22 protein-coding genes and 3 pseudogenes are annotated in these 26228 nt (G+C 35.9%); 4 read left to right on the top strand and 21 right to left on the bottom strand.

Going from position 1 to position 26228, the window contains the following annotated elements; all coding sequences use genetic code 11:
* Window positions 1-125 precede the first annotated feature (125 nt).
* The 11 genes from ACHABU_RS16745 to ACHABU_RS16695 all read right to left on the bottom strand — a co-directional run bounded on the left by ACHABU_RS16745 (window position 126) and on the right by ACHABU_RS16695 (window position 13553).
* Window positions 126-1970: a LamG-like jellyroll fold domain-containing protein gene (locus ACHABU_RS16745; protein WP_435766110.1), complete on the bottom strand. Its 1845-nt coding sequence runs from the start codon at window positions 1968-1970 to the stop codon at window positions 126-128.
* A 202-nt stretch (window positions 1971-2172) separates the two neighbouring features.
* Window positions 2173-2721, bottom strand: coding sequence for a 5' nucleotidase, NT5C type (locus ACHABU_RS16740; protein WP_435766109.1), 549 nt, complete (start codon window positions 2719-2721; stop codon window positions 2173-2175).
* Window positions 2722-3238: 517 nt separating this feature from the next.
* The gene (locus ACHABU_RS16735; RefSeq protein ID WP_435766108.1) at window positions 3239-4621 is read right to left on the bottom strand and encodes an SLC13 family permease; all 1383 of its coding nucleotides are present in this window, start codon (window positions 4619-4621) and stop codon (window positions 3239-3241) included.
* A gap of 79 nt (window positions 4622-4700) precedes the next feature.
* Window positions 4701-6215 carry an FAD-dependent tricarballylate dehydrogenase TcuA gene (tcuA, locus tag ACHABU_RS16730; protein WP_435766107.1) on the bottom strand — a complete coding sequence of 505 codons (1515 nt, stop codon included), beginning with the start codon at window positions 6213-6215 and terminating at the stop codon, window positions 4701-4703.
* A 27-nt stretch (window positions 6216-6242) separates the two neighbouring features.
* On the bottom strand, window positions 6243-7757 hold the full coding sequence (locus ACHABU_RS16725; protein WP_435766194.1) for a tripartite tricarboxylate transporter permease: 1515 nt from the start codon (window positions 7755-7757) through the stop codon (window positions 6243-6245).
* A gap of 16 nt (window positions 7758-7773) precedes the next feature.
* Window positions 7774-8223, bottom strand: coding sequence for a tripartite tricarboxylate transporter TctB family protein (locus ACHABU_RS16720; protein WP_435766193.1), 450 nt, complete (start codon window positions 8221-8223; stop codon window positions 7774-7776).
* 34 nt (window positions 8224-8257) lie between these two features.
* Complete coding sequence (locus ACHABU_RS16715) at window positions 8258-9232, bottom strand: tripartite tricarboxylate transporter substrate binding protein (protein WP_435766106.1); 975 nt, start codon at window positions 9230-9232, stop codon at window positions 8258-8260.
* Between the two features lie 176 nt (window positions 9233-9408).
* Window positions 9409-10113, bottom strand: a complete 705-nt coding sequence (locus ACHABU_RS16710; RefSeq protein WP_435766105.1) for a response regulator — start codon at window positions 10111-10113, stop codon at window positions 9409-9411.
* Window positions 10114-10141: 28 nt separating this feature from the next.
* Window positions 10142-11731: a sensor histidine kinase gene (locus ACHABU_RS16705; RefSeq protein WP_435766104.1), complete on the bottom strand. Its 1590-nt coding sequence runs from the start codon at window positions 11729-11731 to the stop codon at window positions 10142-10144.
* A gap of 1021 nt (window positions 11732-12752) precedes the next feature.
* On the bottom strand, window positions 12753-12908 hold the full coding sequence (locus ACHABU_RS16700; protein WP_435766103.1) for a YpzI family protein: 156 nt from the start codon (window positions 12906-12908) through the stop codon (window positions 12753-12755).
* A 261-nt stretch (window positions 12909-13169) separates the two neighbouring features.
* Window positions 13170-13553, bottom strand: a complete 384-nt coding sequence (locus ACHABU_RS16695; protein WP_435766101.1) for a cupredoxin domain-containing protein — start codon at window positions 13551-13553, stop codon at window positions 13170-13172.
* A gap of 672 nt (window positions 13554-14225) precedes the next feature.
* Here ACHABU_RS16695 and ACHABU_RS16690 point away from each other — a divergent pair.
* Together ACHABU_RS16690 and ACHABU_RS16685 are read left to right on the top strand one after the other, a co-directional pair.
* Window positions 14226-14975, top strand: coding sequence for a hypothetical protein (locus ACHABU_RS16690; protein ID WP_435766100.1), 750 nt, complete (start codon window positions 14226-14228; stop codon window positions 14973-14975).
* A 27-nt stretch (window positions 14976-15002) separates the two neighbouring features.
* A complete protein-coding gene (locus ACHABU_RS16685) occupies window positions 15003-16208 on the top strand; it encodes a helix-turn-helix domain-containing protein (RefSeq protein WP_435766099.1) in 1206 nt (401 codons plus the stop codon).
* Window positions 16209-16355: 147 nt separating this feature from the next.
* Here the strand turns inward: ACHABU_RS16685 and ACHABU_RS16680 are convergent, their stop codons facing one another.
* The 5 genes from ACHABU_RS16680 to ACHABU_RS16660 all read right to left on the bottom strand — a co-directional run bounded on the left by ACHABU_RS16680 (window position 16356) and on the right by ACHABU_RS16660 (window position 21507).
* The gene (locus ACHABU_RS16680) at window positions 16356-17471 is read right to left on the bottom strand and encodes an ABC transporter permease (RefSeq protein ID WP_435766098.1); all 1116 of its coding nucleotides are present in this window, start codon (window positions 17469-17471) and stop codon (window positions 16356-16358) included.
* Window positions 17468-18733 carry an ABC transporter permease gene (locus tag ACHABU_RS16675; protein ID WP_435766096.1) on the bottom strand — a complete coding sequence of 422 codons (1266 nt, stop codon included), beginning with the start codon at window positions 18731-18733 and terminating at the stop codon, window positions 17468-17470. The genes ACHABU_RS16680 and ACHABU_RS16675 overlap by 4 nt, the downstream gene beginning before the upstream one ends.
* 12 nt (window positions 18734-18745) lie before the next feature.
* The gene (locus ACHABU_RS16670; RefSeq protein ID WP_435766094.1) at window positions 18746-19678 is read right to left on the bottom strand and encodes an ABC transporter ATP-binding protein; all 933 of its coding nucleotides are present in this window, start codon (window positions 19676-19678) and stop codon (window positions 18746-18748) included.
* Window positions 19679-19781: 103 nt separating this feature from the next.
* A complete protein-coding gene (locus ACHABU_RS16665) occupies window positions 19782-20420 on the bottom strand; it encodes a response regulator transcription factor (protein WP_435766093.1) in 639 nt (212 codons plus the stop codon).
* Window positions 20380-21507 carry a sensor histidine kinase gene (locus ACHABU_RS16660; protein WP_435766091.1) on the bottom strand — a complete coding sequence of 376 codons (1128 nt, stop codon included), beginning with the start codon at window positions 21505-21507 and terminating at the stop codon, window positions 20380-20382. Before ACHABU_RS16660 ends, ACHABU_RS16665 begins: the two co-directional genes overlap by 41 nt.
* Window positions 21508-21931: 424 nt before the next feature.
* Here ACHABU_RS16660 and ACHABU_RS16655 point away from each other — a divergent pair.
* Window positions 21932-22053: pseudogene (locus ACHABU_RS16655) on the top strand (ribonuclease H); the annotation flags it as partial.
* A 160-nt stretch (window positions 22054-22213) separates the two neighbouring features.
* Window positions 22214-22381 carry a hypothetical protein gene (locus ACHABU_RS16650; protein ID WP_435766090.1) on the top strand — a complete coding sequence of 56 codons (168 nt, stop codon included), beginning with the start codon at window positions 22214-22216 and terminating at the stop codon, window positions 22379-22381.
* A gap of 422 nt (window positions 22382-22803) precedes the next feature.
* Here ACHABU_RS16650 and ACHABU_RS16645 read toward each other — a convergent pair whose 3' ends face one another.
* The 5 genes and pseudogenes from ACHABU_RS16645 to ACHABU_RS16625 all read right to left on the bottom strand — a co-directional run.
* The gene (locus ACHABU_RS16645) at window positions 22804-23196 is read right to left on the bottom strand and encodes a hypothetical protein (RefSeq protein WP_435766089.1); all 393 of its coding nucleotides are present in this window, start codon (window positions 23194-23196) and stop codon (window positions 22804-22806) included.
* Window positions 23197-23307: 111 nt separating this feature from the next.
* Window positions 23308-24057 carry a DUF4386 domain-containing protein gene (locus tag ACHABU_RS16640; protein WP_435766088.1) on the bottom strand — a complete coding sequence of 250 codons (750 nt, stop codon included), beginning with the start codon at window positions 24055-24057 and terminating at the stop codon, window positions 23308-23310.
* 125 nt (window positions 24058-24182) lie between these two features.
* Window positions 24183-24776 (bottom strand): Crp/Fnr family transcriptional regulator, encoded by a 594-nt coding sequence (locus ACHABU_RS16635; protein ID WP_435766087.1) that lies wholly within the window; start codon window positions 24774-24776, stop codon window positions 24183-24185.
* A 169-nt stretch (window positions 24777-24945) separates the two neighbouring features.
* Window positions 24946-25043 (bottom strand): annotated as a pseudogene (locus tag ACHABU_RS16630) (IS30 family transposase); the annotation flags it as partial.
* Between the two features lie 170 nt (window positions 25044-25213).
* Window positions 25214-26134 (bottom strand): annotated as a pseudogene (locus ACHABU_RS16625) (zinc-binding dehydrogenase); the annotation flags it as partial.
* Between the last annotated feature and the right edge of the window lie 94 nt (window positions 26135-26228).

Here is a 26228-nt window from a genome sequence, read left to right as displayed (position 1 = left end):
TAACTAGTTGCCTTCTGAGAACAAAACTCAACTAAAAAACAAGCATTACTAGGTTAGCAATGCTTGTTTTTAGTAGAGCTATTCGTCATAATCTTACAAAATTCGGGAAGTAACAGGCACCTATCCTACTGAACCGGGGCTGTTACAAAATCAAATCGTTCTTCAAAGTTAAAATCAATTTCAAACTGGTCATTGTCAGACGTTAAATAGCTTACGTCAAAATACGTACGCTTTGGTTTTGGTAGTTTCTCTACCCATGGAGAAAAGGTTTTAAAGTTAATTTTGTTCAATTGCTCATCAAACTCAGCGAAACGTAACCAGCCGTTACCTCCTGCAATGCTGGATTGATAGTCTACAAGTAATTGAATGACTTCATTTCCTTCTGCATTTTCCTTCACACGGTGAAGTGCTCCATGGTGGTGTCCGCTTACTGTCATAAATACTTGGTTATGCTCATTGATTAGTTCATCCCAAATCAGATTTCCACGTGTCGTATCCGCTGTATAGATTCCGTCTCCCGAAACTGCAAGGATTTCGTGAGACACCAATATAGTAGGAAGATTGGAATGACTATTTAACACTTGTTCTGCCCAAGCGATATCTTCTTGAACGTGCTTCATATCAACCATTAGAAATAAGTAATTATAATCACCTGCTGGAACAATACCATAGGAGCTATATCCAGACGGAGAACTTCCTTTAAAATAATCGTTTTCCAAAAAGCGGCTTTCCCCATAGTAATCTAGATACGGGTCCTCGGAACCATAGTCATGGTTACCCGCTGTAACCATGTATGGGACACGGTGATTGTCAAGCAAGCTTACCCCTGTATCGGATGCAATCCATTCCTCAGATACGTTGCTTCGATCTACCATATCACCTACAAAGGCAGTCATGGAGATATTTTCACGATTTGCACTGTTTGCAATCCACTTCATCTGTTCATAAAAAATTTCAGGCTTGTAACGAACTGTTTTTTGTGGGTCCGGAACAAAAACGAAATTATAATTATCTTTGTCCGTTAATAATGGAATCTTTTCATTTGTTCCATATTCAACATGTCCATCCTCGGGATTATCCACTAACCAATGATCCTGATCAAGTGCACCATCTGTCATTCTAATTTCTTGAATTTTCCCGGCAAATAACGTATCCAACTCATTTGCCCATTCTGAGGCCCCAACATTCCAGCCTTTACCCTCAACTGCGTCCATGCCAATCATTACTTCCTCCGTATTACGGAAATCCATCACTCCATTAACAAATAACTTTGATTGGCTTCCGTCGTTCACAATTGCCACATGATACCAATCTTCCTTACTATCGAGTGCAAACGACCAATTCGTCTGATTATAGGTTAAATTGGTTGGATGGCTTGTCCATTGCAATTCTTTAAGATTTGAAACAGATAGTGTAGAAAGTACTTCTTTTTCACCCTCTGTTTTATTCAGATCTGCACCTTGGCCCTGCCGTGTCAGTATTCCCATCCATGAGTGTTTATCAGGTGCAAAATTCTCAGGCATTTTCATAATGACCTCGATTGTAAATCCATCTTCAAATTTTTCCGAATTAATAGGCGCCTCATCTGCAGTTCTGAAATAACGCCCAACTGGTGCTTGTTTATAGTTTCCAAACTCTATACTTTGAACAGCATCGTCATTGGCATAATCATCCTCGGACCATTTCACCATATTTTTTGTTTCCTCTGAAGATGTATCCCCAACTGTTTCAAGGATTAGATTATTCTCATTGCCACTCGCATCTTCTATGACAAGGTCCCCAGTTTCAATTGTTCCTGACTGCACATAATCCTTTGAAAGCTTCCAATGTGCAAGAACCTGTCCAGTCTCACTTGTTTGAGTAGACTTTTTTGGTGAAGCATCAATCATTTGTATAGGCAGTAACGTTGTTAGTAATAAGGTAATCATTGAAATTGCTGAAAATGTTTTTAATCTCTTTTTTTCTGACATTATTCTTCCTCCTTTAACATGATCTACAATATTAGGATAAAGGATTGATGTGAATAGAGTATTAAAAGATAGCTAATTTTGTGTGAAAAATACACATACAAAATAACTATATCTTTTTACTTAGCAAACAGAAAAAAATCTCACTATACACCTAGTACACTCTCTCTATATCTAGCTGTGAATACAGGGATGACAGGCACCCCTATACCACTTGAAGACTAGTAAATAGTTCTAAAACTTCCTGCCAATTATCCACTTGCATATGGTTGGTTTCCATGTTTTCATTATGATTTGCTTTAAATAGAATACCTTTGCCTGTAAACGCATCTAACTGACTAACTGTATCATCAATCAGATAATCTGCATGGACCACTTTCTTGTCCCCACAAAAAATAAAATACCGGGCATCCAGAAATGGAAAGTGCTCTATTAACCATTCATATTTATCATGAAATGAATTCGGCACTTCCATAGCAGCCGTAGCTATATAGATATCGTAGTGCTCAGAAAGTTCCTTAACCGCCTGCACTGCTGAATCAATAACTTCTAAATCACGGAAAAATCCTGGCGAGTTAATCGCTTTTCTCAATTCGATTGCCTGTTCCGCATTTAATAGCTTCCACATTTTGTTTCCTTTTACTTCCGCTTCAGTCAGTGAAAGATGGCATACTTCATTGACCGTTTTTAATAACTTTTTAAAGGTGTCTGCAAGGACCTCATCCATATCAATTGCAATACTCTTTCTATCCATTAACTTAATCCCCTCTCATATTAGTATAATGAAGCAAGAGAACCGTCCCCTTGCTTCCCAAGTATAACTTGTTGCCAAGTTTAGATTGTAAACGTACTTTAATCTTAGTGTTAAAAAAATATAATATTGATTTGTGTAATATGCAGAGAGAACCGTTCCCGACTTGCTTTCATCATGGGTAACGTTATCCAGGATAGAGATATTCCCACTGATGCTTCTGTTGCTATTGAATTTAAAATTCCTAATATATCAAAACGAGTTAATTTTCTTGTAGCTGATAATAATGTAAATCAGGATCATGTAGTCATTATAGAATTTAAGCATGGTCAGAGGTAGAAAAAATCGTGTGTAATTGGCACCTGATTATTATAAATTTCATAGGAAAAACGTAAGAATCATATCATTTTTAACCTATTTTATTTACTTTGTTTTATTGTAAATTGGTGCCAGTCCCCCATCGCTTTAATACTGTAAAGCGATGGGGTCGGCACTTAAATCCTAGGGCGTCTTCTAAATATTACACGATAAACCTCCAACAGCACATCGCAAAAAATAGGACAATGATTATCCAGACAACACCTGCGAAACTACCGATTCTTAATAAATCCCTTTCTGTAAAATATTGATAAGAATAAGCTATTAAATGGACTGGTGATTGCGTGATTAATAGAAATCCGGGAACACCTATTAAAAATACGGACATTGCAATCAGCAATGGTGATAAATCAGGAAGTGATTGTCCCATTGTAATTGCTAACGGCAATACAATCGTTAAAAACCCAAGTACATTTACAAAAATGATACGTAATAATGCAACGATTACTAATAAAATAAAAAGAACCATGATCGATGATTCCATCTTAATAGTGTTCATTAAAAATTGAGCAATCATATCAATTGTGCCTGTCCTAATTAACATTTGAGAAACCATAATCGTAGCTGCAAAGAATAACACAATATCCCAATTAACGGATTCCCGTGCCTTTTCCCATTTCCAAACTCCTATCCTCGGCGTAAAGGTTAATGTCGCTCCTAGTAGTCCAATTAAGGGAATAGAAAGATGATGTATTGGTTGAGTACTCCATAATATAATGGTTAAACCAATAATAAACATGACTTTCATTTCAGGAATACTTATTTTCCCTAGCTCCTTTATCCGCTCATCTATTAACCCCATGATAATATGACGATCAATATTTTCAGGTGGATAAATATATAAGAATAGAAGCCACAGAATAATTGTAAACAATATAATTGGTGGGGCAAAGTAAATAATCCAGGTGATATAATTCAAATCAGTTGATAACTCCCCGAGAATTCCATATGTATAGATGGTGGAACTCGCGCCAGTTGCTACAAACGACCCAGACATAGCTGATAGGTAAGAAACACCAATAAATAATGCCTTTCCGAGATTATGAACCCCTTTTATTTCTTTCAAATTTTGCAGGAGACGATCAAATACGGACACGACTAGACTTGCCTTTCCCACATTTGATGGAATCATCAAAGATAAAACAAACATTAAAAAGTAGGAAATAAGAATAAGTCCCTTTCCCGATCCTTTCGATAGCTTTAACACACTTAATGACACTCTACTAGCTAGTCCCGTATTGATAAATGCATGCGATATAAAGAAAGTAGAGAACATTAACCAGACAATATCTGAAGCTATATAGGATAAGGTCTCCTCATAATTAAAAAAATGAAAAGATAATAATAACATTAATATAATCGAACTATGTGCAAGCGGAAATATCCTACCAATCCATAAAGTTTGAATAATGACCAATGTTGCAAGTGCTTTGATTTTAATATCTGCTTCAAAAAGAAAATCTGGTAGAAATAGAGCATATAAAATAAATGCGATAGTTATTAGGATTTTGTTTTTCAATTTCATTACCCCTTTATGCGAAAAGGAAGCATTATTTCATAGAAAAAGCCACCATGATAGGTGACTTTTCTATGAAGTTATTTAATTATGAGCTAATTTCTTCCTTGTTTTGGACATATTTACCTGCTGACGTACCAGCAAGTTTACCGAATACTGCACCTGATATTAGTCCAGAACCACCTGGGTAGTTACCGTAGAAAATACCACCAATCATTTCTCCTGCGGCAAAAAGACCACTAATTGGCTTATTATCCATGTCTAGCACCCTTCCTTCTTTATCTGTGTGAACTCCACCAAAGGAGAAGGTAATACCACATGTTACAGGAAATGCATAAAACGGCCCTTCCTCAATTTTCACAGCCCAGTTCGTCTTCGGTGGGGTAATTCCTTCTGTATTCTTACCATCTTTAATCGAAGGATTAAATTTACCTTCTTGAACAGCCTCATTGTATTCTTTGATGGTTTGAAGAAATTGCTCTTTTTCTACAGGCAATTTTCCTACTAATTCTTCTAAAGTATCAGCTTGAACACATGTAGCTTCTTCCAAATTATATTCTTCTCTTAGTAATGGTCTTGTATTCGTATCATAGATTTGATATGCCACATTGTCCTTTTGTTTTAGTATTTCCTTGCCATATTTCGCATAAGTATAATTTCTTAAATCTGCTCCCTCATCAACAAAACGTTTTCCTTCTTTATTTAACATAATGCTTAATGGATAGGAATGCTTTTTAAAGATATCTCCTGGTTTATTAAAGTCACCAACTTTTGGAACATTATAATCGGTACCAATGGAGTGACATCCAGACCATTCCCCATATTTTTGCGCTCCAACAGATAGGGCCATCTCTATTCCATCACCAGTATTGTACTCAGTTCCTCGTACTCTAGCTTCTGCCCATTCTTCCCCAATATATTTCTTCCGCATTTCTTTATTTGCCTCAAAACTACCGTTTGCCAGTACGACACTAGAACAATTGATTTTTACTTTTTCGCCTGTTTGTTCCACAACAACTCCAGTAATTTTATCGTTTTCCTTCACTAATTCAATGGCTCTTGTATCATAAACGATATCAATTCCAAGTTCATTTGAACGCTGGAGTAAATATCCCATAAGCCCGATTCCTTTTTTCTTTGTCTTAAGTGGTAGTCCACCCCAGAACACTCGCTTATCATCATTCACAAAAGATTGGTTCCCTTTATTTAACTCGAACTCTACCCCTTGCTCTCTCATCCAAAGAATCGTTTCTAGTGATTTTCCAACCAGTTGATTTGCTAATTCAGGGTCACTTTTTCCTTCTGTTACTCGCATCATATCATCATAAAAATCTTCTGTATCATATTCCGGCATAATCGTATTTTCTGCCTCTTTATCCGTAATTTCTGGAATGATCTGTCTAATATTTTTCAAGTGTCCATATGCTGTCCGGATTGCTCCGTCTGTGAAATAGGAGTTTCCACCACTCTTTTCCTTTGGTGCCCGTTCAACTACAAGTACATTGGCACCTTGTAATTTTGCTGCAATTGCTGAACATAAGGCAGCATTACCTGCCCCTACTACAACTGTGTCATAACTGGACCCAACTAATTTATTACTCATCTTTTAATCTCCTTTATTCCGTTATTTTTATATCACATCTTCCGTATTTTCTTGTTGGTTTTTACTCATTCTCCTTTTCTGTATCGCACTCATGATAAGTGGATAACATAAAGAAAGGATGGTTAAGACAACCAAGCTAATGGCAACAGGTGAGCTGAAGAACACTCCCAAACTACCATTTGAAGACAAAACAGCCATTCTAAAGTTTTGTTCCATATCCGCTCCAACGATAACAGCTAAAACTAAAGGTGCTAGCGGAAAATCCATTATTTTCAACACTAAGCCGACAATTCCAAAAATGAGAAGAATGTAGAAATCAATGGTGCTATAACCAAGTGTATAGGTTCCAATAAAACCTAATACTAAAATAATTGGATATAATACTTTAGCTGGTGTATCTAGGATTTTAACTAGTAGTCCTACTAAAGCAATGTTAATAATTACTAACGCTATGTTTCCAATAAACATACTATTAATAAATGTCCAAACTAACTCAGGGTCATTTTCAAATAACATTGGGCCTGGTCGAATACCTAACATAATTAAAGCACCAAGCATAACTGCTGTTGTACCTGATCCAGGAATCCCCATTGTTAATAATGGAATCATAGCTCCGACTGAAGCGGCATTATTAGAAGACTCTGGAGCTGCCAATCCTTCAACTGCTCCTTCACCGAATTCTTTAGGTTTTTTAGAAAGTTGTTTTTCCGTTGAATAGCTGATCATCGAAGCAATGGATCCTCCGGCACCTGGCAACACTCCGATAATAAATCCAATTGGACCCTGCCTGAGAATAGGCCACTTTGAGCGCTTCCACTGTTCCTTCGTAAACCATAACTTGCCGATCTTCTTTTTTTCTTTTCTTTCGTTATCTATTGTTAAGAAGTTATACAATACTTCTCCTATCGCATAAACCCCAATAATTATAATAAGGAAATCAATCCCCTCACTTAGGTGAGGGATATCGAGGGTGAAACGGTATACACCACTTTGCGTGTCAATTCCTATCGTACCGATTAATAGCCCAATAAGCATTGCGATGAAACCTTTCACCATTCTTCCTAGAGATAATGAAACAATAGCTGATAACGTAAGTAACATTAATAGGAAATATTCCGCTGGACCAAACCTAAGCGCAAAACTTGCCAAAGGTTTTGCCAGTAAAATAAAACCAAATACAGCCATAATCCCTCCAATAAATGATGCAACTGCAGATATCGCCAGGGCTTGTCCCGCTTGACCCTTTTTGGCCATAGGATATCCATCAAATGTAGCAGCTATTGCAGAACCATCCCCTGGTGTATTCAATAAAATAGAGCTTCTGGATGCACCATACATAGAACCGTAATAAATTGCTCCCATCAAAATTAATGCACTAACTGGATCCATCCCAAAGGTTAGCGGGATTAATACGGCAACCGCAGTGGCAGGACCTAGCCCAGGTAGCATTCCTACAATGGTACCTAAGAACCCCCCAAGAATTATCCATAATATATTTATCGGCTCCATGGCCGTTAATAGCCCTTCAGTAAATGCTCCCATCATGCTTGCTCACCTCCTATGGTAGACTAACTCCTAGTAATTCACTAAAGGAATACCATGAAGCATATGAAAATACTAAACTAACGATAATATTCACTTTCCATTTTTTCACGCCATTAATTACAAAGAGTAATGCTCCAAGAAATAAAATCGTAGAAAATAAAAACCCAATTCTATCAAAAATAATGGTATATCCTATCCCTAAAACAGTCGTCCATCCAACTAATTTAAGAACTCTCCCAGAAAAAAGCTGTCTTATTTTCTCATTATCTTTATCTAAGTGTTTTAGTTCTTGAAAGAAGTAGATGATACCGAAAATCAATAATAAGATACTGATTCCCATTGGAAAATAAATCGGTCCATTGGGATTACCTAAATTTGCTTTAGGAAGATTAATTGTTCCTATAAAAAAAACAATGCCTATTACAATCAAAAAAATTGGTACACTTAACTTAAATGCCTTCATTTGAAACACACCCTTCCTCCTTTAGATTCAGGACTTATTTCACAAGTCCTGAATCATTTACTAAACTTTGATACAACACTTGTTGCTCATCAAGAAAGGTCTTTGTTTCTTTGCTATTTTTATAAAATTCTTCCCAGTCGTTATTTTCAAGTAATTGTTTCCATTCTTCAGATTGAACCATTTCACTTAATTTTTCATCCCAATAGGCAATTTCTTCTTCACTCATATCCTTAGGACCCATGATTCCTCTCCAGTGCGGGAATTCCATATCAATCCCTTGTTCTTTATATGTTGGTACATCTTGTAAATCATCTAACCTCTCTGCTGAAGAAATCGCTAAAATTCGGAATTTACCAGCTAAGTGTTGTTCTTTTACCTCAGATAAGGATGTCGTAACAACATCAACATGATTTCCCATAAGTGCAGTCACTACATCACCGCCACCTTCATAAACGAGGAAATCCACTTGTTTTGGATCCACCCCATTTTCACGTACCGCCTGAACAAAGGACAAGTGATCATCATTACCAAGAGCAGGACCAACCCCTACTTTAATGGACTTCGGATCTTCTTTAAGTTGTTTCATTAAATCTTCTAACGTTTCATATTCTGAATTAGCTGGTACCACTAGTGACTGCCACTCAGTTGCTAGAGTTGCTAATGGTGTAAAATCGTTATAGGTTAGTTCACTTGTTCCTAGAAGATTATTTGTTAGTAATAAACTTGAGTTAACTGCTAGATAATGGGCATCTTTTGGCTGTAAATATTGCCAGCCAACTTCACCACCACCACCAGGTTTATTGATTACGTTAATATTCGTATCAACTAGATCATTATCGGATAATATCTTTTGAACCGAACGAGCAGTTAAATCCCATCCACCACCAGGAGATGCGGGAGCAATTATTTCAATATTTTCTGAAGGAAACTCGTTTTCTCCAGATGCAGAATTAGAACATGCTCCAAGGATTAACCCCAAAAATAATAATATAAATAAAAACTTCTTCATAAATAACCCCACCTCTTCATTTTTTTAAAAAACACTAAATTGAGTGTATTCACATATTAACCTTTGAAACCCAAAATTGTAAACGTTTCCAAAATATTATTCTTTAAAAACTTAAAAAATGTTTTGTTCATTTAGTTCACAGAATTTCCATAAAAAAAAGGTCAAGCATAAGTTGCTTAGACCCATTCACTTTCCTGTTTTTCCTTTTCCATTTGCAGGTAATATGTTCTTACCGGTCGACCGACAATCCCATAAACACTATCTGTTCTTAAATAACCTATCCCTACAAGATATTCTAAATAACGTCTTGCGGTTGTTCGAGAACTTCCCATCTTCTCTCCTACTTTCTCAGAAGTTATCCCGTCTGGAAAGGACTGTAATAAATCCATTACCTTACGAAGCGTGACAGAGTCTATTCCTGATGGAAGGCTTTCTTGGGAAACCTTCGATTGATTGGATTTAAAGATAGACTCTAATAAATGTTGATTGACTTCTTTTGCTCCTTGAAATAATTGCCTTTTCTTTTTATATTGATCCATCGTTTCTTTAAACTTCTTTATATCAACTGGTTTTATTAAATATTGGAAAATTCCATATTCTAATGATTTTTCTAAAAAGAATTTGTCTGTGGATGCGGTAATCATGATGACGTCAATCCCAGGATGCCTTTCTCTAATTTCTTGCAATAACTCTGTTCCTAGTCTATCAGGCATATAAATATCCATTAACAATAAATCTACCGATTGCTCATCTAATAATTTGAGTGTTTCAGAAGCATTGATCGCACTCCAAGTAACACGCATCCCTGCTATCTTTTCTATATATGCTTCATGTATTTTTGCAACCCGAAAATCATCTTCAACTATCGCAACTTTAATCATTTATTCTCATCTCCCTACAAGAAATTCTCTAGGTTTCATCCTTTGGTAGAAAAACGGTGAACCGTGTTCCCTCACTAGAGTTCTCAACTTCAATAAATCCTCCAAGTAGGTCCAGTTCGTGTTTAACATTCGATAAACCATACCCTCTATTCATTCCCTTTCCTGATGAGCCCTTTTCAAAAAGATCTGATATAATCTCACTTTCAATTCCCTTCCCATTATCTGAAACTTCAAATATGATATCGTTTCCAATATCGGTAGTAAAGAATGTAACTTTTCCTTCCGTAACATCAGCAACTGCTTCAAAGGCATTATCAATTAAATTACTAATAATAATAAGCAATGGAACCAATTCAAATTTATTTGGTAATTTTTCTAATGAGGAATTGGAATCAATAATAAATTCCACCTTTTGCTCAGAAGCCTTTGCCAATTTACCTAATAGAATAGCTTGAATTTTCTCATCTTGAATATGATTAAAAATAATACCTGAGTTTAATTCCTGTAATTTGGTAATCTCTTGAATAAAATCCATAGCATCTTTATATTTACCCAGTTGTAGTAAGCCTAGCAAAACATATAGTTTATTGGTAAATTCATGTGTCTGAGCCCGTAAATCTTCTGAATACTGTTTCACCTCTGAGATAGTATTAATCATATTTTTAATATCTGTCTTATCTCTAAAACTAGTAACTGTTCCGATTTGATCTTTTCCCTCTATAATGGGCATCGTATTGACGATAACCGTTTTTCCATTATATTGAATTTCTACATCATTCATCTGCTTTGGTGACATAATAATAGCGGTAATTTCCGAGTTGTGGAACACTTCTGTTAATGGTTTCCCTTTCATTTTACCTTTTATACCTAATATTTGTTTGGCAGTATTGTTCATCATGGCAATATTGAAAGTCGAATCTATTGCAATAATTCCTTCCTTAATAGATTGCAAAATAGCATTTCTTTGTTTGTATATTGAAGCGATTTCAATTGGTTCTAATCCTAACGTATCTTTTCTTATACTATTGGTCAGAATCACACCACCAAATATTCCTATCGCTAATACAATAAGTGATACGATTAAGATACTTTTTATATCCAATAATACCCTTTTGATAATTTCATCTTTATCAAAAACAACTAATACGGCACCTTCTATTTTACTATATGATCCATAATCAATAGAAATTGGAGCTATTCCTAATAAGAATGTTTTATCTTGAACACTTGCATTTCTTACATAAGAATTCCCAAAAAGCAATGCTTGATAAGATAGCTCTTCATTAATTAATTCATTTGAAATATTATTAAGCGCATTAGAATATAACAATTCATTTTTATTTTCTAGTATTATATCTGTTGCGCCAGCTTCTTCAGCTACATTTTCAAAAATATATTTGCCTTCGCTATCTATATTTGAAACTACCGCTTCCTGTATACTGGGCATGTAGGATAAGGTTCTTGCTGCATAAAGAGCACTATTTTCTGCATTGCTTATCTCTTCTTTATACGCCATAACGATATATGTAACAGTCATTATAGTAATTATAAGTAATACTAAAGATAAGATTAACCCTAAAATCTTCACTTGTAATGACATCTTAGATAAGTGTTTCATCTTCTCCTCCACTGAATTCTAAACCATATTCATAAATCACAAACATTTATAAAGATCTGTATTTTCTATTATATCACATGTTTTTCACTAAAAATTAAACTGTTTACTTCTTGAAAAACCCAGAAAATGAAATGCAAAAGTTGATCTATATCAACCTACTATATCAAGTACCACAAAAAGTTTGGCAAGGACGATTTGAATGCTCTGATAAAGTGGATTATTCAAACCGATAATAGCTCACCCATCCTGATTGTTAGATACGTCAAGCGCATTTAGACCGGGAGCGGGCAATCCTAAAGATTTCACAATAGCAAGCCAGTGTGTCAGTCCCCACACTTTATATTAAGTCCTCTTGTCATCTAAAAAGCTTTGCTTTTTAGATACCTTCACAACCACAATCGAAACGACATTGCATTTGGTGTCATAAAAACATTAAAACTTTATCCCACCCAAATATATCTCCTCTTTCATCTCATTTCGATTTTAATTTCATTCAATTGCCAGTTTTAAAATATCACGCATTCGCATACTCCCTCACCCTGCTTGCTACCTCCCCACCTCCTTCTCCACATTCACATTCTTATCCTCGTTCTGCTCTCTCTTCGATTTCACCCTATGCTTCCCCTCAGTAAATTGGTGGTTTGTCAATGGAATCGGCATACACTATACTGTTACTAATTAGAACAAAGATTAATAAAATAAGTGTTTTTCTCATATACAATCCTCCACATAGATAGTAGGATTATTATTTGGCAAGTTAAATTCACTATACGGAATCTTAAACTATATGGTGCTTTAATGGAATAAACGAATCTGAAAAAAGTCGAATACTTTAGAAATATGATTTTTTTAGGTTGTAATTCACTTAGTGTACAAATTTTCAAATAAATGTTGGTAGAAATACTTAACATGCAAATATTGATTAAAATAGATGTAAGATAGCAATAATAGCCGTCTGAATAGACGGCTATTATTATTAAATTTCACAGCAACATAAGAACTCACCGATGATTCGTCTTAGCTATTTACGTCCCTTGCTCTGCATGTTTGCTTCTTCTGGATTTGACATTGTGGTTTCGGTTTTCCCTTTGTAGCGAAGACCTGACTGACGAAGAGATTCCTCACCACTACTTTGTTTTTGCTTCTTTTCCTGACGGTCTTTTCCCAAATGTATCACCTCCTCATGTTAAGTTGATGCATTTCGGAAGTAATTACTCAGATTGTGTCTCTTTTGGAATTACTTTAGTAAATGGTGCTCATGTTAATAAGAGCTTATTAACACCGCCCAAACATATGCAAGGATTTATTCATAATCGTGCATGTTTAGGCGGTTTTTGTATGCAAAAAATTTACTGTCATTTCATACATAAATTAAATGTCAATTACACCTATTTTCTTTGCTTCTTAACAAAAAGTAAGGTCCACCTGATTTCACTTCTTATTCTACGATTACTTCTCCAACCATCCCTTCTTTTACATGGTACCGACATATCAGTTCGTATGTACCAGTCTCTTCCGGTTTTACGGTGATGGTTTTCTGTTCTCCTGGCTGGAGTTCGACGTCAATTCCAAGCTTTTCCACGGTGAAGGTATGTTCCTTCTGACCTACATTTTTCAGTAGCAGCTCTGTCGTTTCTCCATTGGGAATCGTAATCGTATCTGGGTTAAAGTAATCATCGTGCAGCTCGACAACCATCTCTTCTTTGGTATCCATCATAGGCCCTAATTCGGCTTCGGTTGCAGCAACCACATGTAGTGGTCCTAAAATGGACATACCAAGAATCATTACAAGTAATCCTGCTAACCAATTTTTTACAGACATTGGCAATCCCTCCTTTCATTAAACTATCTTCTTCCATTTACTTTAAATTATCACGATACATTTATTTTAGGTGAACCAAGATGAATTAGATGCTTAATAAATGGAACGATAAAAAGTCATATTCCCTGCCGATAGTGGATAATATTTGAATAAATGAGACAGGAAAACGATCAGTAACCTTATTTCAAGCACTTGCTGATCGTTTTATTATAGTTATTTTACTGTCCAGCGGTATCCTGTCTCGGTATAATAATTCTTGCCATTTGCATCCCTCACCAGGATATTGATCGAATATGTTCCATTGGTTCCTGCATGATAGATTTCCCTTAATAACTATTGTCTACTATTAACAAGTCGATTAATTGGTCGCGAATGGTGTCATTGAAACAGGTTACAAGAGGTCCTGTGTCTGGTTGATATTTCTTATATACTATCCACATGGCGTATGGCGTATTTCCCTTCCATATAAAATCCCCTAAACTAATCATGTATTCCTAAATCACTACATCTGGTAATAACTAGCTACGTTAAGAGTTCCAAACAGTAGCCTGCGTTACTATAAAAAAACAAATATTTTTCACTAAAACTTTAAAAAAAAATACAAAAAATCATATATTTTCCACTCTAATTATTGTAAAATGATACCAAGAAAAGTTTTAAGGGGTGGTAGGTTTGGACCAATACAGATTTAATCCGAATGATAGTGAGACGATTGTTAATGCTATTGTTGAGGGGTACCGAGATTACATCGAACATCGTAAAGATCGTCACGATAAAATGATTATTAGCTCTGCTTTCGCATGGACGAAAGGAAATTTTATAGAAAGTAAGATAGCAGAAATCAGCCGCGATCTAAATATATCTTATAAAAGATCCAAAGCTGGACTAACATGGGATTACTTGCAATTCATTCATGGTGAGACCAAGAAGCTTTTCCTAATTAAGAATGCAGCATATTTTAATCCAAATTGTTTTTCACAAGCATTATTGCCTAATAAAAATAAGAGCAAAGGTCGTCGCAGAACCTACCTCCATGAACTTTCTAAAATCAACCATGACCTTGAATTTTTTAAATCCGATGCTCAAAAAAATCAATACTCAAATGAACAAAGTGTGCAACTATCGCTATTCGTCCTGGGAGAACAAATAAAAGAGGAACTTCATCAAATTCAATCTTCTTATGATGAATTCCATATTCTTACCTACAAAATTGATGATGCATTTCAAATTTCTGAGATTATACATTATTTACCTAACCCAGCGAATAATATAGCGTATAAAATAGAGGACCTCTCAGAATTTATTTCTGGTTCAGAGTTAACTAGTGAGGAACGTGAAGTGATTGCACCAGAACAGGACAGTGGTATAATTGATCCTGCAGCTTTCGATATTGGTATCTTCGAGGATGAAGAAAGTAATTAGACCTTTATTCAGATAAGGGGGAGCGTAATGTTTATTGGTGAAAATTTAACTAATCTTCGTATCATGCATGGATATTCACGCAAACAGCTCTCTGAAATGTTACATGTAACAGAACAGGCAGTCTGGCAATATGAAAATAACTACACATCACCAAAATTACAAATTGTAAATGATTTAAAATCTATTTTTAATGTAAAAAGTAAATACTTTTATAAGAAAGATGTTCTAAAACTTTACTCTGTACCAGGAAATATACCAGTTATGAATATTGCATATCGTTCTAAAGTGATGAATGTCATTTCAAAAACGCAATCAGAAGCAAAGCACATCGAGTATTTAGATAGCTTTGTTAACTATGTAACGGCTAATTTAACACTACCGACACAAAAAATTATCCAATTAAGAGAAGAAGTAATTAATTACTTAAATAACTCTCACGATGAAAGAAAACTTCAAATAAACAAAATAGCCAAATTAACACGACTAAAATTAGGTCTTAGTAATGACACAAATGATGATCTAATGTTTTTAATTGAAAAAAATGGTGTTTTCATTTTTGAAAAACCGATGGATGAAGAAATTGATGCTTACAGTTTGTGGACGAATAAAGATCGTCCTTTCATTATCTTAGGTAATTTAAAGCGTTCAGCTGTACGCAGAAATTTTGATATAGCACACGAGCTTGGCCATTTGCTACTTCATTATAAAGTAGAATTTACTAATTTAAATCGAAAAGAACATAAAGCAATGGAGGAGGAAGCCAATCTCTTTGCTGGAGCCTTCCTTTTACCTGAAGAATCATTTTTAGAAGATATAAATACGCTTGCTTATGTTACAAATCCTGATGCATATATTGATTTAAAAAAGAAATGGAAAACATCTTTGCAAGTATTAGGTTATAGGGCTGCTAATTTAGGTGTATTAGATTCTAAAAAACACCGTAATTTTTATGCATCTCTCCATCGAAAAGGTTATTTAAAAAGAGAACCATTAGATGAAATTCTACCAATACAAAAGCCACAAAAAGTTAAATCAATTATCGATTTAGTTGCTAAAAAAGGACTAACCGATATACACAAAATGATTGAAAAGGATTGGATGGTAGAGATTAGTTTCTTTCATCGACTCACAGGTATTCATATAAGCTTTTTTAATGATTACATTGTTAGGAAACAAGACTTTGAACTGGTTAATGTAAATGAATTTCCATCTAGTATAGGAGGAAAGAATTAATAAGTTTAAGGTTAATTCATTTTATCTTATGGAATTATATGAGGGTGGTTCTGTTTTATCTTTTTTCCTTTAATTACAACCATATATCTAAACCTCTACCCATTTTTGGGCAGAGGCTTTCTAGATGAGAGGGTCCATGGATAATTCTTACACATGTCTTCGTTCCATTAAATGAATACCTACACCCATAAATATTACTCCCATTAGCAATAAGATACTAATCGGCATAAGCAGCTGATCAAGCGGTGTGTTGTAAATGACAAGTCCATTTAGTGCTTCCATCCCGTACGTTAATGGATTTATTTTTGATAGAGCTAACAGGAATTCCGATTGAACAATCTCAATTGGCCAGAAAGCACCGCCAATCATCGCCATACTCACGGATACAATTGGTAATGCTGCATTAAATTGCTGCGTATTTTTCACAATGGCTGTAAGGAAAATCGCTAAAGAAACAATCGCAAAGACATATGGAATCATTAGCAGCAGTATTTGCAGGAATTTGCCCTGAAAATCCATTCCAACAATATAACGGAATACGGTGAATATGATTACGACCTGTAAATATCCTTCGAAAAAGCTGTAAATTAAATTCGCAATATACATTTCCCACTTTTTCATTGTAGAAAGTATCATTCGATCCCAGACGCCAGCCTTTTTATCAATTAAAATTGGCAGTACATTATAGCAGATGGTATAAATAACAAAAAACAGTGTAAAGCCAAATAGTGAATGTAAACCGCTATCATATAAAAATGTCTCTGAACTATGGAAGCTTTGATTGGTTATTTCAAAAACAGGTTCTTCCTTTGCTTGTTGAAATGCTGCTAGCAATTCTTCTTTCTCTTCTACTGTTTGGGCGTCAGATACCGTAAGTAAATTTGCTGCTTGAATTTTATCTGTATAAATTGCTGCCACTGTTTGCTCAATTAATTGCACATTTGAAGAATCTGCGCCAACTATCATTTCGTATCCATCTTCTTCAATCCTCACACCGGCTTCTGCATTCCCACGACGAATCGTTTCTTCAAGCTCCTCTTTTTCCATCCACTTAAAGTTATATACTTCATTTTCCGCCAGTGCTGTGCCAATCGTATCTGTCTGTAATGCTTCATCGCCGTAAACTGGAACAGTGACTTTCTCATTACTTGCACCAAAGTTCCCGATAATGAGTGCAAAGATAATCGACATTCCTGTAAATAAAGCAAACAAACAAGGATTGCGGATGAAGCTTGTAAATCTAGCTAGTATAATTCCACTCATGCTGCAGCACCTCTTTTCGGAAAGGTGAGCACACCTATAATAATTGCTGCGAGAGCAAAACAACTGATAAAGATTAAATGATTTGTATTATCCATTATCGTTTCTCCACGAATGATACTTAAATATGCTGACATTGTAGCGCCATTTGGTGTTAAGTCACCAAGTCTTTGTATCAATGCGGAGTTTTCACCAATTGGAAAGAAGCTTCCGCCTAGAAAAGCAAAAATCGTAACAACGACGCCAGAGAAAAAACTGATGATCCGCTCTGAATGGATACGATAACTTATCGCTGTAAGTAATGTTGTGAGTCCACCTACTGCTAGTGCAAAAAAGAATGTAATGATGAAAAAGGCAGCAAAATCTGGCCACGTCACATCAAATACAAGGTACGCAAAGGCAAAAACAACTAGCGATTGGAAAAATGCAAAGAGCATTCCTGTTAATAAAACACTGATAAGATAAACCCATCTAGTAATATCCGCAAGAATCATTCGATCAAAAATATTGTCTTGTTTTTCCCTAAATGCGATGTTGGCAATTGTTGGCGCCATAAAAAGCACGTTCATCACGACCATCCCAATCGTATAATATGCTTTCGAATTGACCGGGTTATGCTGATTAATCGAAGAAACCTCCTGCTTAAAATCCGTTGAAAGTAACTTTAATTGCTCTGGATCAATGCCATTACGACCAAGAAAACTGCCTACCGTATATTCTTCCTGATAGGCTGTGACAATTTGTTCCACCATATTGCCAGCAATTTCTGCCCCTTCATTATGATAAACAGTAATTTCTGGAGTCCTACCTTCATCAAGAAAAAACTGACTTAGTAATTCATAGGTGAAGCCTTCTGGAAATTCGATAATTGCCGCGTAAGAGTCATCCTCTGTAACCTCTGTCAATTTATTTGGACTTACTTTCTCAAGTATAATCAATTCTTCTAATTCTTCATTTTGTAAAACATCGATTAATGTTGCAGCAGGTTGAACGGTAGTTGCCGTACTACTTAATTCTTCAATCACTTCTTCTGGAAGATCACTATATTCAAGTTCTGCTATAAATTGTGCCACTTGCTCTGACTCTGCTTCATTCTCTATCACTGCTAGTTTAAATTGCAGATCCATTTCGCCACCATCCATGAAAGTGCCTAAAGCTGTCCCGAGAATCGCAATTAACAAAATCGGTAAACCTAAAAGCAGAAGGAGCTCCATCGGGTTTCGCAGCAATAATAATGCTTGTTTTTTTATCATTTGCAAAATCATTTCCGAGTCCCCCTAATCTCTTAATGCTCTTCCAGTTAAATGAAGAAACACATCTTCAAGTGTGACATTTTTCACATCAACTGCATTCAAACTCACATTCGTCTCTTCTGCAAGCTTTGCAAGTTTCGTAAAAACATTAACCTCACGAGAAACAACGAAAGTAATTTCCTTTTCTTCCACATTCATCTGATGAATAACAGGATTTACCTTTAACTTTTCTATAAATGCTTCATTCCAATGATCTGCTTTTAATGAAATTGTATTTTCTGAAGATAGTATTCGTTTAATTTCATCCTTCGTTCCAGAAGCAATGAGACTCCCTTTATCCATAATGTAAATGCGGTCACATAGAAATTCGACCTCTTCCATATAGTGACTCGTGTAAAGGACAGTCATCTGGCGTTCTTGATTCAGTCGCTTGACCGTTTGTAAAATATAATGACGTGACTGTGGATCAATCCCAACGGTTGGCTCATCCATAACAAGTATTTCTGGATCATGAAGCATGGCAACTCCAATATTGAGTCGTCTTTTCATACCACCTGAAAATGTTTTAACAATGTCTTTCCTTCTATCACTTAAACCAATTTGTTCCAAGACCTCTTGAACTTTCATATTTAATTTTTCACCTTTTAAACGATAGATTCTTCCAAAGAACTTCATGTTTTCTTCTGCTGTTAAATCTTCGTATAGAGCGATTTCCTGTGGTACAATGCCAATAATTTTCCGTAAAGCCACTGGATTTTTAATGATGCTTTTTTGCTGATATTTCACATCTCCGCTAGTTGGTTCTACGAGTGATGATAATATGGAAATTGCGGTTGATTTCCCTGCACCATTCGGGCCAAGCAGGCCAACAATTTCACCTTTTTCAATAAACATATTCATACTTTTTACAGCTGCATTCTGTTTAAACTTTTTCGAAATATCGATAAGCTCGAGCATGTGACCACCTCCTTAAGCTTAGTTTATACGGGATTCAGAAAATTAGGAACTGTCTCAGGTCACGAACTTAACATGACCTCCGTCACTTTTTGGATTCAATTAGTTATGTAATATCATGCTTCACCGCATAGATGGCAAGCTGTGTGCGATCACGTAAATCCATTTTCTGCAGAATGGTTGTAATATGATTTTTTACCGTACCTACAGATAAATATAATTCACTAGCAATTTCTTTATTTGTCTTTCCTTCACCGACAAGCTTTGTAATCATTACTTCTCTTTTTGTCAGTTCAACCGCAAGTACGGGTGTTGGTTTATCTGCTTTTTGCAACAGTCGTGGCATTACTTTCGCTGCGACTTCATCATCAAGTGTCAGCCCACCCTTCATTGCACTATAAACGGCTTCAATTATTTTATTCGGCTCTGAAGTTTTTAATAGAAAGGCACTTGCCCCTTGTTTTAAAGCTTGATATGCATATTCATCATCATTAAAGGTTGTTAAAATAAGGATTTTTATGTCTGGAAATTGCTCGCGAATGATTCTAGTTGCATCAATCCCATTCATTTTCGGCATACGAACATCCATCATAATCACGTCAAAAGGATTCTTCTTCACAATTTCTAATGCTTCTAAACCATTGGATGCCTCATGAGTAACAATTATCTTCTCGCCTTGTTCCAGAATTACCTTCAATCCCTGTCTAACAATCGCTTGGTCTTCTACTAAAAGCACGCGCCACATATGAACCCTCCTCTTTCGGAATTATCCCTGAAATAATAAACTGATCCTCTGATTGATTGATGCTTAATTGTCCATTCATTTCTTCCACACGCTCACGCATATTTTTCAAACCAAACCCAATAACAAAAGGCTTCGGATCACGTAATGGATTTGTTATTTCAAAATAGATATCCCCTATTGCAGATTTTCCTAATGTTATATGGGCATCTCGCGTTTCTCCATGACGCATAATATTCGTTAGTGCCTCTTGAATCACACGATAAAGGACAACGCTCATCTTATTTGTTACAGGAATAGACAACACACCCTGCTTTATCGTGAATTGAACTAATAAATGACTCTCCGATTCTAGCTTGCGTATAAGGTGAACGACTGTTGTAATCCCTTCACTTTCCTTTGCTTTTAGTGCTTTAACTGCTATTCTCGTGTCCGCAAGACTATCTTTCGCAATCTGTTTCAATTCATCATATGCATTGCTTTGCTCTTGTATCGATAACACTTCTAATCTCATAATTAACGCCGTAAGACGATGTCCGACAGAATCATGAATATCCCTGGCAATTCTAGTTCTTTCCTCTAAACGTGCATTGTCCTCTGCTGCAAGATGCAGTCGCTTTAATGTACGATATTCTCCAAGCAGCTGCTCATAAATCTCATATTGTTCGCGACGTTCATTTAAGCTCTGATTTAATGCAAATGCTAAAAAGGCTATAAAAACATAAAAGACTATATTTTCGATAGTTAAAAAATCCCTCAGATTGCTTAGAAAAAGAAGGAGAAAAACCACTTCAGTAAGTAGGATGATAAGCTTTTTCTTTTTTAGGCGGAAGCTTGCATCTATTACAATATATAAAAGAAGAAGAATTGTAAGTGAAATTTCCTCTACGAAAAATAATCCATGCATTCCCGTTAATAAGAGTAATCCACTATATTTCCACAACAAAGCTTTCGGTATGGTCAGTAAAAAATAAATACCGAAAGCAATTGCAAAGATTATAATACTAATAGGTATCCGTACGCTCTCGGTTAATATATTGAATGCCCAAAGGAAGCTAAATAGGCTTATACGCAACCAAAAAATCTTCATACACTAATCCCGCTTTCTTTTTATCAAAATTTTCGATTTTCTTTTATTATAACGTATTAATGACAGATTGGAATATTATGTAATGGACTCTCTACCCCTCGAGGCTCTTGTTAGAACTTCCTCAAATACGTAAACCTTAAACACAAAGGAAAAGCCATTGCAGCTGGATGTGCAATGACTCTGTTTCTTTGTCTCAAAATTGGTGCCTGTCCCCCACCGCTTAAAATTGGTGCCTGTCCCCCATCGCTTTACAGTATTAAAGCGGTTTGGGGACTGACACTTGAAGTCCTAAATAATTCTTCTTACTAGAAGTACATTATAGTAATTGAAAAGTGAGAAACCGCGGAAATATCCAATAGCGTGATTACACGAGCGCATTAAGTTTTAGCGTTGGCCCGGGGTTCCTGTCCCCATGGTCCTCCCTGAAATATGGGATTTAATTGACCGTGCCCACCACTGGCTTCACCATCATACATATGAGAATAAAGTCCTTAAATGGGAAACGAAAAAATGGGGTGAAATAAAAGCTGTTATGGACGGAAGTAAATAGGTGCCTCCATTTCACGAGTTTGGGAACATGGTGTCAGTCCCCCGCTGAATTAAATATTAAAGTAACGGGGACCCTATTTCTCCTGGCTCGTCATAAACAAACAAAATACATAACTGGCGTTTCTCTTGTAAAGAATAATCTCAGGAGGGATCTATTATGAAAAGAAAACTAAGTAAAACAGAAGAGGCAAATATCAAGTTAGACAAAGCTTTTTATGGAGAAAATCACGATGAACCAGAACTAGCCCCATTCGTAAACAATAATAATATTGCTTTGGTACTCAAAAGTAATAAGAATAATGATAAAGCGAATGAAGATATTTAACTATGAGTGAACCACTAAATTCCAACCGATCTTAATAGGTAGCGTATTTCACCTGAGGAACCAGAAGCACTGGGAATCACTAGGAAAAAACATTTAAGTTAATTTACGAATTACAAAATAGAATTCTCGTAATAGCGGACAAGTCACCTGTCCGAGACCACTGAATAAAGGCTACTTTTTCAGTGGTCTCTGCCTGTCTCTTCGTCCCTCTTGACAAGTCAGAGCTCCTCGCAAAATATATAAAGAGGAGCTCTGACTTGATATTTATATTTTATGTTAAAGTTGCATTTAAATTTTAATGTCCTTAAATCTAACTACTTATCAAAAGTATATTTAGTACTGGCACCATGACCGATAGCTACTACACCCACAGATTTTAGTTCTTTAATTAAACGTTGTACCTGTTTACTTAATAAAGTAATTTAGTTTTTAGCAACTTTCGGTTTACTTTCTAGTAAACCTTTAAAACTTTCGTGATAGAACCATACTAAGATTCCTTCCAATACCGTTACTAATAGGGCTAATGCAAGCAAATTGCAATCTACAAATAGATGAAAGGCTAATATATTGACGATGATGCTTGCTAAAACAATTAATGTAAGTGGAACAAACCGGCGAATTAATAATAAGATTCCAGCTATGATTTCTACTCCTTTTTCTAATGCCAAGAAATAACCTGCTCCTAAAAACTCCATTGCTGCTGGACTGGTCGGAGCAAATGCTTCAAAGCCAAATAACACAATGTATCCATTTAAGCCTGCTCCTAAAAAAATGATTCCTAATAACAATTCAGCGATTCGAATCCATACATTCATGTATATTCCCCCCATATATAAGGTAATACTTGCAAGAATCATAGTGTTAATCCCACGATTCTAACTTTATCGGACCTTTCAAGCAAATGGATAGACCGCTATCACAGCCAATTACTGGATATTCATCTGTTTCTTTGTAAAACCGGCATCCCTAACTAATGGAACTTTACCACCTTTGAACAGCAGCCAAATACCAAACCCCAACTCACCTAGAACCATGGGGATTGTCAGGACCACTTCCAGTACAGAAGTGAAAGCATTCAATTGTGGAAGAAAAGTGTAACAAACATGAATGATCATATACGCAAAGGAGGCAATCAACAATAAGATACTAATAGGTTTAGGGATGTTTTTTGATCGAAAAGTCAAATATCCGACCATCATTAAATGTCCACCAAAAATAATCAAACCAATCGACCAAATCATCTTAAACGCTTCAAGGAATACATTCGCCAATACAGGAAGATCGTTAGTCGAAAAAAAAGAACCTGTACTGTTCGCAAGGATGATCACAATGACCAAATTCAGTATTGCTACTCCCAAAATCCCCGCATACGTTAAACGAAGCCATGAAGCTAACAATGACAGATTTTTATGAAGTGGTTTCAGAAAGATATAGAAACTCCAGGCGACGACAATATCACATATAAGGATGATGAGCCAACCTAGGATTCCAGCAGTAAAAAGCCCATTAGAAGAGAGAATGTTTTGGAATGTGGCGTTCATATCATCTTGAATTACAAGACTCTCAAGAACAAGGCCATAGGAAAAAGCTGAAGCAAGTGCCATGATGATAATGGCTATTCCACCGGTCACAGCAGCGTTTCGTTGATCAGACTGTTCTATTTCTAAATAAGTCATACAATAGCTCCTTTTTTTATTTTTACTTTTATTGTAGAAGCTAGATGATGAAGTGTCATTGACTTAAGTTAAGATTCAGAATTTTTTGATAAAGAGAGAAAATTTGATCCATTGAAAAGTGGCTATCAACTACCTAAATACTCATTGTTGATTCGTTTTTTGATTCTACTTAATGACTCCGGTGTCATGCCAAGATAGCTTGCCAATTGATGTTGAGGAACCCGGTTAACGAGATGAGGGCGTTTCTTTAAAATCGTTTTATAACGTTCTTCAGGTGTAGCATGGATAAATGCAGAGAATTCACCCTGTGCTTCTCCTAGATAAATCTCCATCATTTTCCTTGTCATGGTTTCCAATTGGGGGTACTTGCGATACATATCTTTTTCATTATCGAGATTACCAACAATCAAAATACAATCTTCCAGACAAATTAAAGAATAGTTGGATGCTTGATCTTGTTCTTGAAAATTAAAACTCAAAATGGCTTGTTCTTCCGTGTAAAAATTGGATGTGATCTCTTTCCCTGATTCATCTACATAATACTCTCTAACACACCCCTTCAAAGCGAAATAACATTTGGACGTAGGCACATCACCTTGTTTAATTAGATAAAACCCCTTCTGGTACTCCTCCAATACAACAGCTTCAGCTATTTCCTGCTGTTCTATTTCACTAAGCGAGGTAAATGCAGTCATATACTTCAACAGTATTTCCTTCATCTTATTTCCACTTCTCTTTTAAATGGTTGTTTTTTCAATTTATTTCATCCCCTAAATTAACCGTCAGTAAGTTTATATGATTCGAGCAACGTACAAATCCACAATCCTGCAGTCTCACATCCTATTTTTACTACATTATAAGTCATTTATAACAAATAATTATGATTTGTCAAATTAAGCGAGACAGCATATCTTTTCCCACATGTTCTGTGAAACACTCAATTGGTGTCTGATATTTAATGATTTTCTTGGGATGTGATTTCTTCGACAAAAATTGGTGCCAGTCCCCCACCGCTTTACAGTATTAAAGCGATAGGGGACTGGCACTTGAATTCCTAAATATTTCTTCCTACTAGATAGTACATTATAGTAATAGAAAAGTGAGAAACCACCTAGTAACAGATCTGCTACTAGGTGGTTTCTATTAAAAATCAAATTTACTTTTCGCCACTTAATTCGACTAATATTTTTGCTTGTGATTTATCGTTTGTTAAAGCTTCAAAGCCTTTTTCAACAATATCATCTAATTGAATTTGGCTTGTAATAATGCCTTGTGGTTTTAATTGTCCAGTACCCATCAAATCTACTGTTTGTTGGAAGGATGTCGGCGTATATGCAATGGATGATGTAATTTTCACACCCGTATTTGTAAGTTGAATTGGATTCCATTCTATCGGTCTAGCAAAAATAGATACAATAACTGCCGTTCCTCGTGCTCTCGTTGCATCGATAGATTGAGTGAATGTTGGTCCCACTCCAGCAACTTCAAAAGAAACATCAACACCTTCTGGAACGATTTCTCTGATTGCTTGAACTGGATCTTGTTCTCCAGAATTAATGATATGTGTTGCTCCTAATTCTTTTGCTTTATCTAATCGAGTTTGTGATAAGTCTAAAACAATAATCTTACTAGCGCCTGCAGCTTTTGCAGCAATCGCAGTTAACAATCCGATTGGTCCCGCACCGAATATCGCAACTGTATCACCAAATTGTAAGGATCCTTCTTTAACTGCCTGAACTGCTACTGCAGATGGTTCAACCAATGCACCATCTTGTAATGTTAATGAATCAGGAAGGAGGTATACATTCTCCTCGGGTACGTTAGCATATTTAGTAAATCCACCATCACCATGTAAGCCAATAAAACTAAATCCGTCATAAGCATCTACATCTTCCAGTTTATTCCCAAACGTTAAAGTAGGATTAATAGAAACTCGATCTCCAACTTTATATTTAGTCACACTAGAACCTACTTCTTCAACAACACCTGCAAATTCATGTCCCATTGTTAAAGGAGCAACTTCCCCTGTTAATTCTTTATTTTCGGTAGGTACAAACACTGGTCCTTCTTGATATTCGAGGATTCAGTTCCTTTCCCCACTACAGTAAAGCGTTAACGTGCTGGGGGACTGACCCATTGGCCTTGCATCAATGGAACCATAGTCCAAATGA

It is taken from the genome of Oceanobacillus sp. CF4.6, assembly GCF_051262635.1.
Taxonomy (GTDB): Bacteria; Bacillota; Bacilli; order Bacillales; family Amphibacillaceae; genus Oceanobacillus.
This window is presented reverse-complemented; position numbering and strand designations above follow the sequence as displayed.

Excerpts from the sequence above, each read along its gene's own strand:
- ACHABU_RS16745 (WP_435766110.1), bottom strand. The coding sequence starts at position 1,970 with ATGTCAGAAAAAAAGAGATTAAAAACATTTTCAGCAATTTCAATGATT.
- ACHABU_RS16740 (WP_435766109.1), bottom strand. The coding sequence starts at position 2,721 with ATGGATAGAAAGAGTATTGCAATTGATATGGATGAGGTCCTTGCAGAC.
- ACHABU_RS16735 (WP_435766108.1), bottom strand. The coding sequence starts at position 4,621 with ATGAAATTGAAAAACAAAATCCTAATAACTATCGCATTTATTTTATAT.
- tcuA (WP_435766107.1), bottom strand. The coding sequence starts at position 6,215 with ATGAGTAATAAATTAGTTGGGTCCAGTTATGACACAGTTGTAGTAGGG.
- ACHABU_RS16725 (WP_435766194.1), bottom strand. The coding sequence starts at position 7,757 with ATGGGAGCATTTACTGAAGGGCTATTAACGGCCATGGAGCCGATAAAT.
- ACHABU_RS16720 (WP_435766193.1), bottom strand. The coding sequence starts at position 8,223 with ATGAAGGCATTTAAGTTAAGTGTACCAATTTTTTTGATTGTAATAGGC.
- ACHABU_RS16715 (WP_435766106.1), bottom strand. The coding sequence starts at position 9,232 with ATGAAGAAGTTTTTATTTATATTATTATTTTTGGGGTTAATCCTTGGA.
- ACHABU_RS16710 (WP_435766105.1), bottom strand. The coding sequence starts at position 10,113 with ATGATTAAAGTTGCGATAGTTGAAGATGATTTTCGGGTTGCAAAAATA.
- ACHABU_RS16705 (WP_435766104.1), bottom strand. The coding sequence starts at position 11,731 with ATGAAACACTTATCTAAGATGTCATTACAAGTGAAGATTTTAGGGTTA.
- ACHABU_RS16695 (WP_435766101.1), bottom strand. The coding sequence starts at position 13,553 with ATGTCTGTAAAAAATTGGTTAGCAGGATTACTTGTAATGATTCTTGGT.
- ACHABU_RS16685 (WP_435766099.1), top strand. The coding sequence starts at position 15,003 with ATGTTTATTGGTGAAAATTTAACTAATCTTCGTATCATGCATGGATAT.
- ACHABU_RS16680 (WP_435766098.1), bottom strand. The coding sequence starts at position 17,471 with ATGAGTGGAATTATACTAGCTAGATTTACAAGCTTCATCCGCAATCCT.
- ACHABU_RS16675 (WP_435766096.1), bottom strand. The coding sequence starts at position 18,733 with ATGATTTTGCAAATGATAAAAAAACAAGCATTATTATTGCTGCGAAAC.
- ACHABU_RS16670 (WP_435766094.1), bottom strand. The coding sequence starts at position 19,678 with ATGCTCGAGCTTATCGATATTTCGAAAAAGTTTAAACAGAATGCAGCT.
- ACHABU_RS16665 (WP_435766093.1), bottom strand. The coding sequence starts at position 20,420 with ATGTGGCGCGTGCTTTTAGTAGAAGACCAAGCGATTGTTAGACAGGGA.
- ACHABU_RS16660 (WP_435766091.1), bottom strand. The coding sequence starts at position 21,507 with ATGAAGATTTTTTGGTTGCGTATAAGCCTATTTAGCTTCCTTTGGGCA.
- ACHABU_RS16650 (WP_435766090.1), top strand. The coding sequence starts at position 22,214 with ATGAAAAGAAAACTAAGTAAAACAGAAGAGGCAAATATCAAGTTAGAC.
- ACHABU_RS16645 (WP_435766089.1), bottom strand. The coding sequence starts at position 23,196 with ATGAATGTATGGATTCGAATCGCTGAATTGTTATTAGGAATCATTTTT.
- ACHABU_RS16640 (WP_435766088.1), bottom strand. The coding sequence starts at position 24,057 with ATGACTTATTTAGAAATAGAACAGTCTGATCAACGAAACGCTGCTGTG.
- ACHABU_RS16635 (WP_435766087.1), bottom strand. The coding sequence starts at position 24,776 with ATGAAGGAAATACTGTTGAAGTATATGACTGCATTTACCTCGCTTAGT.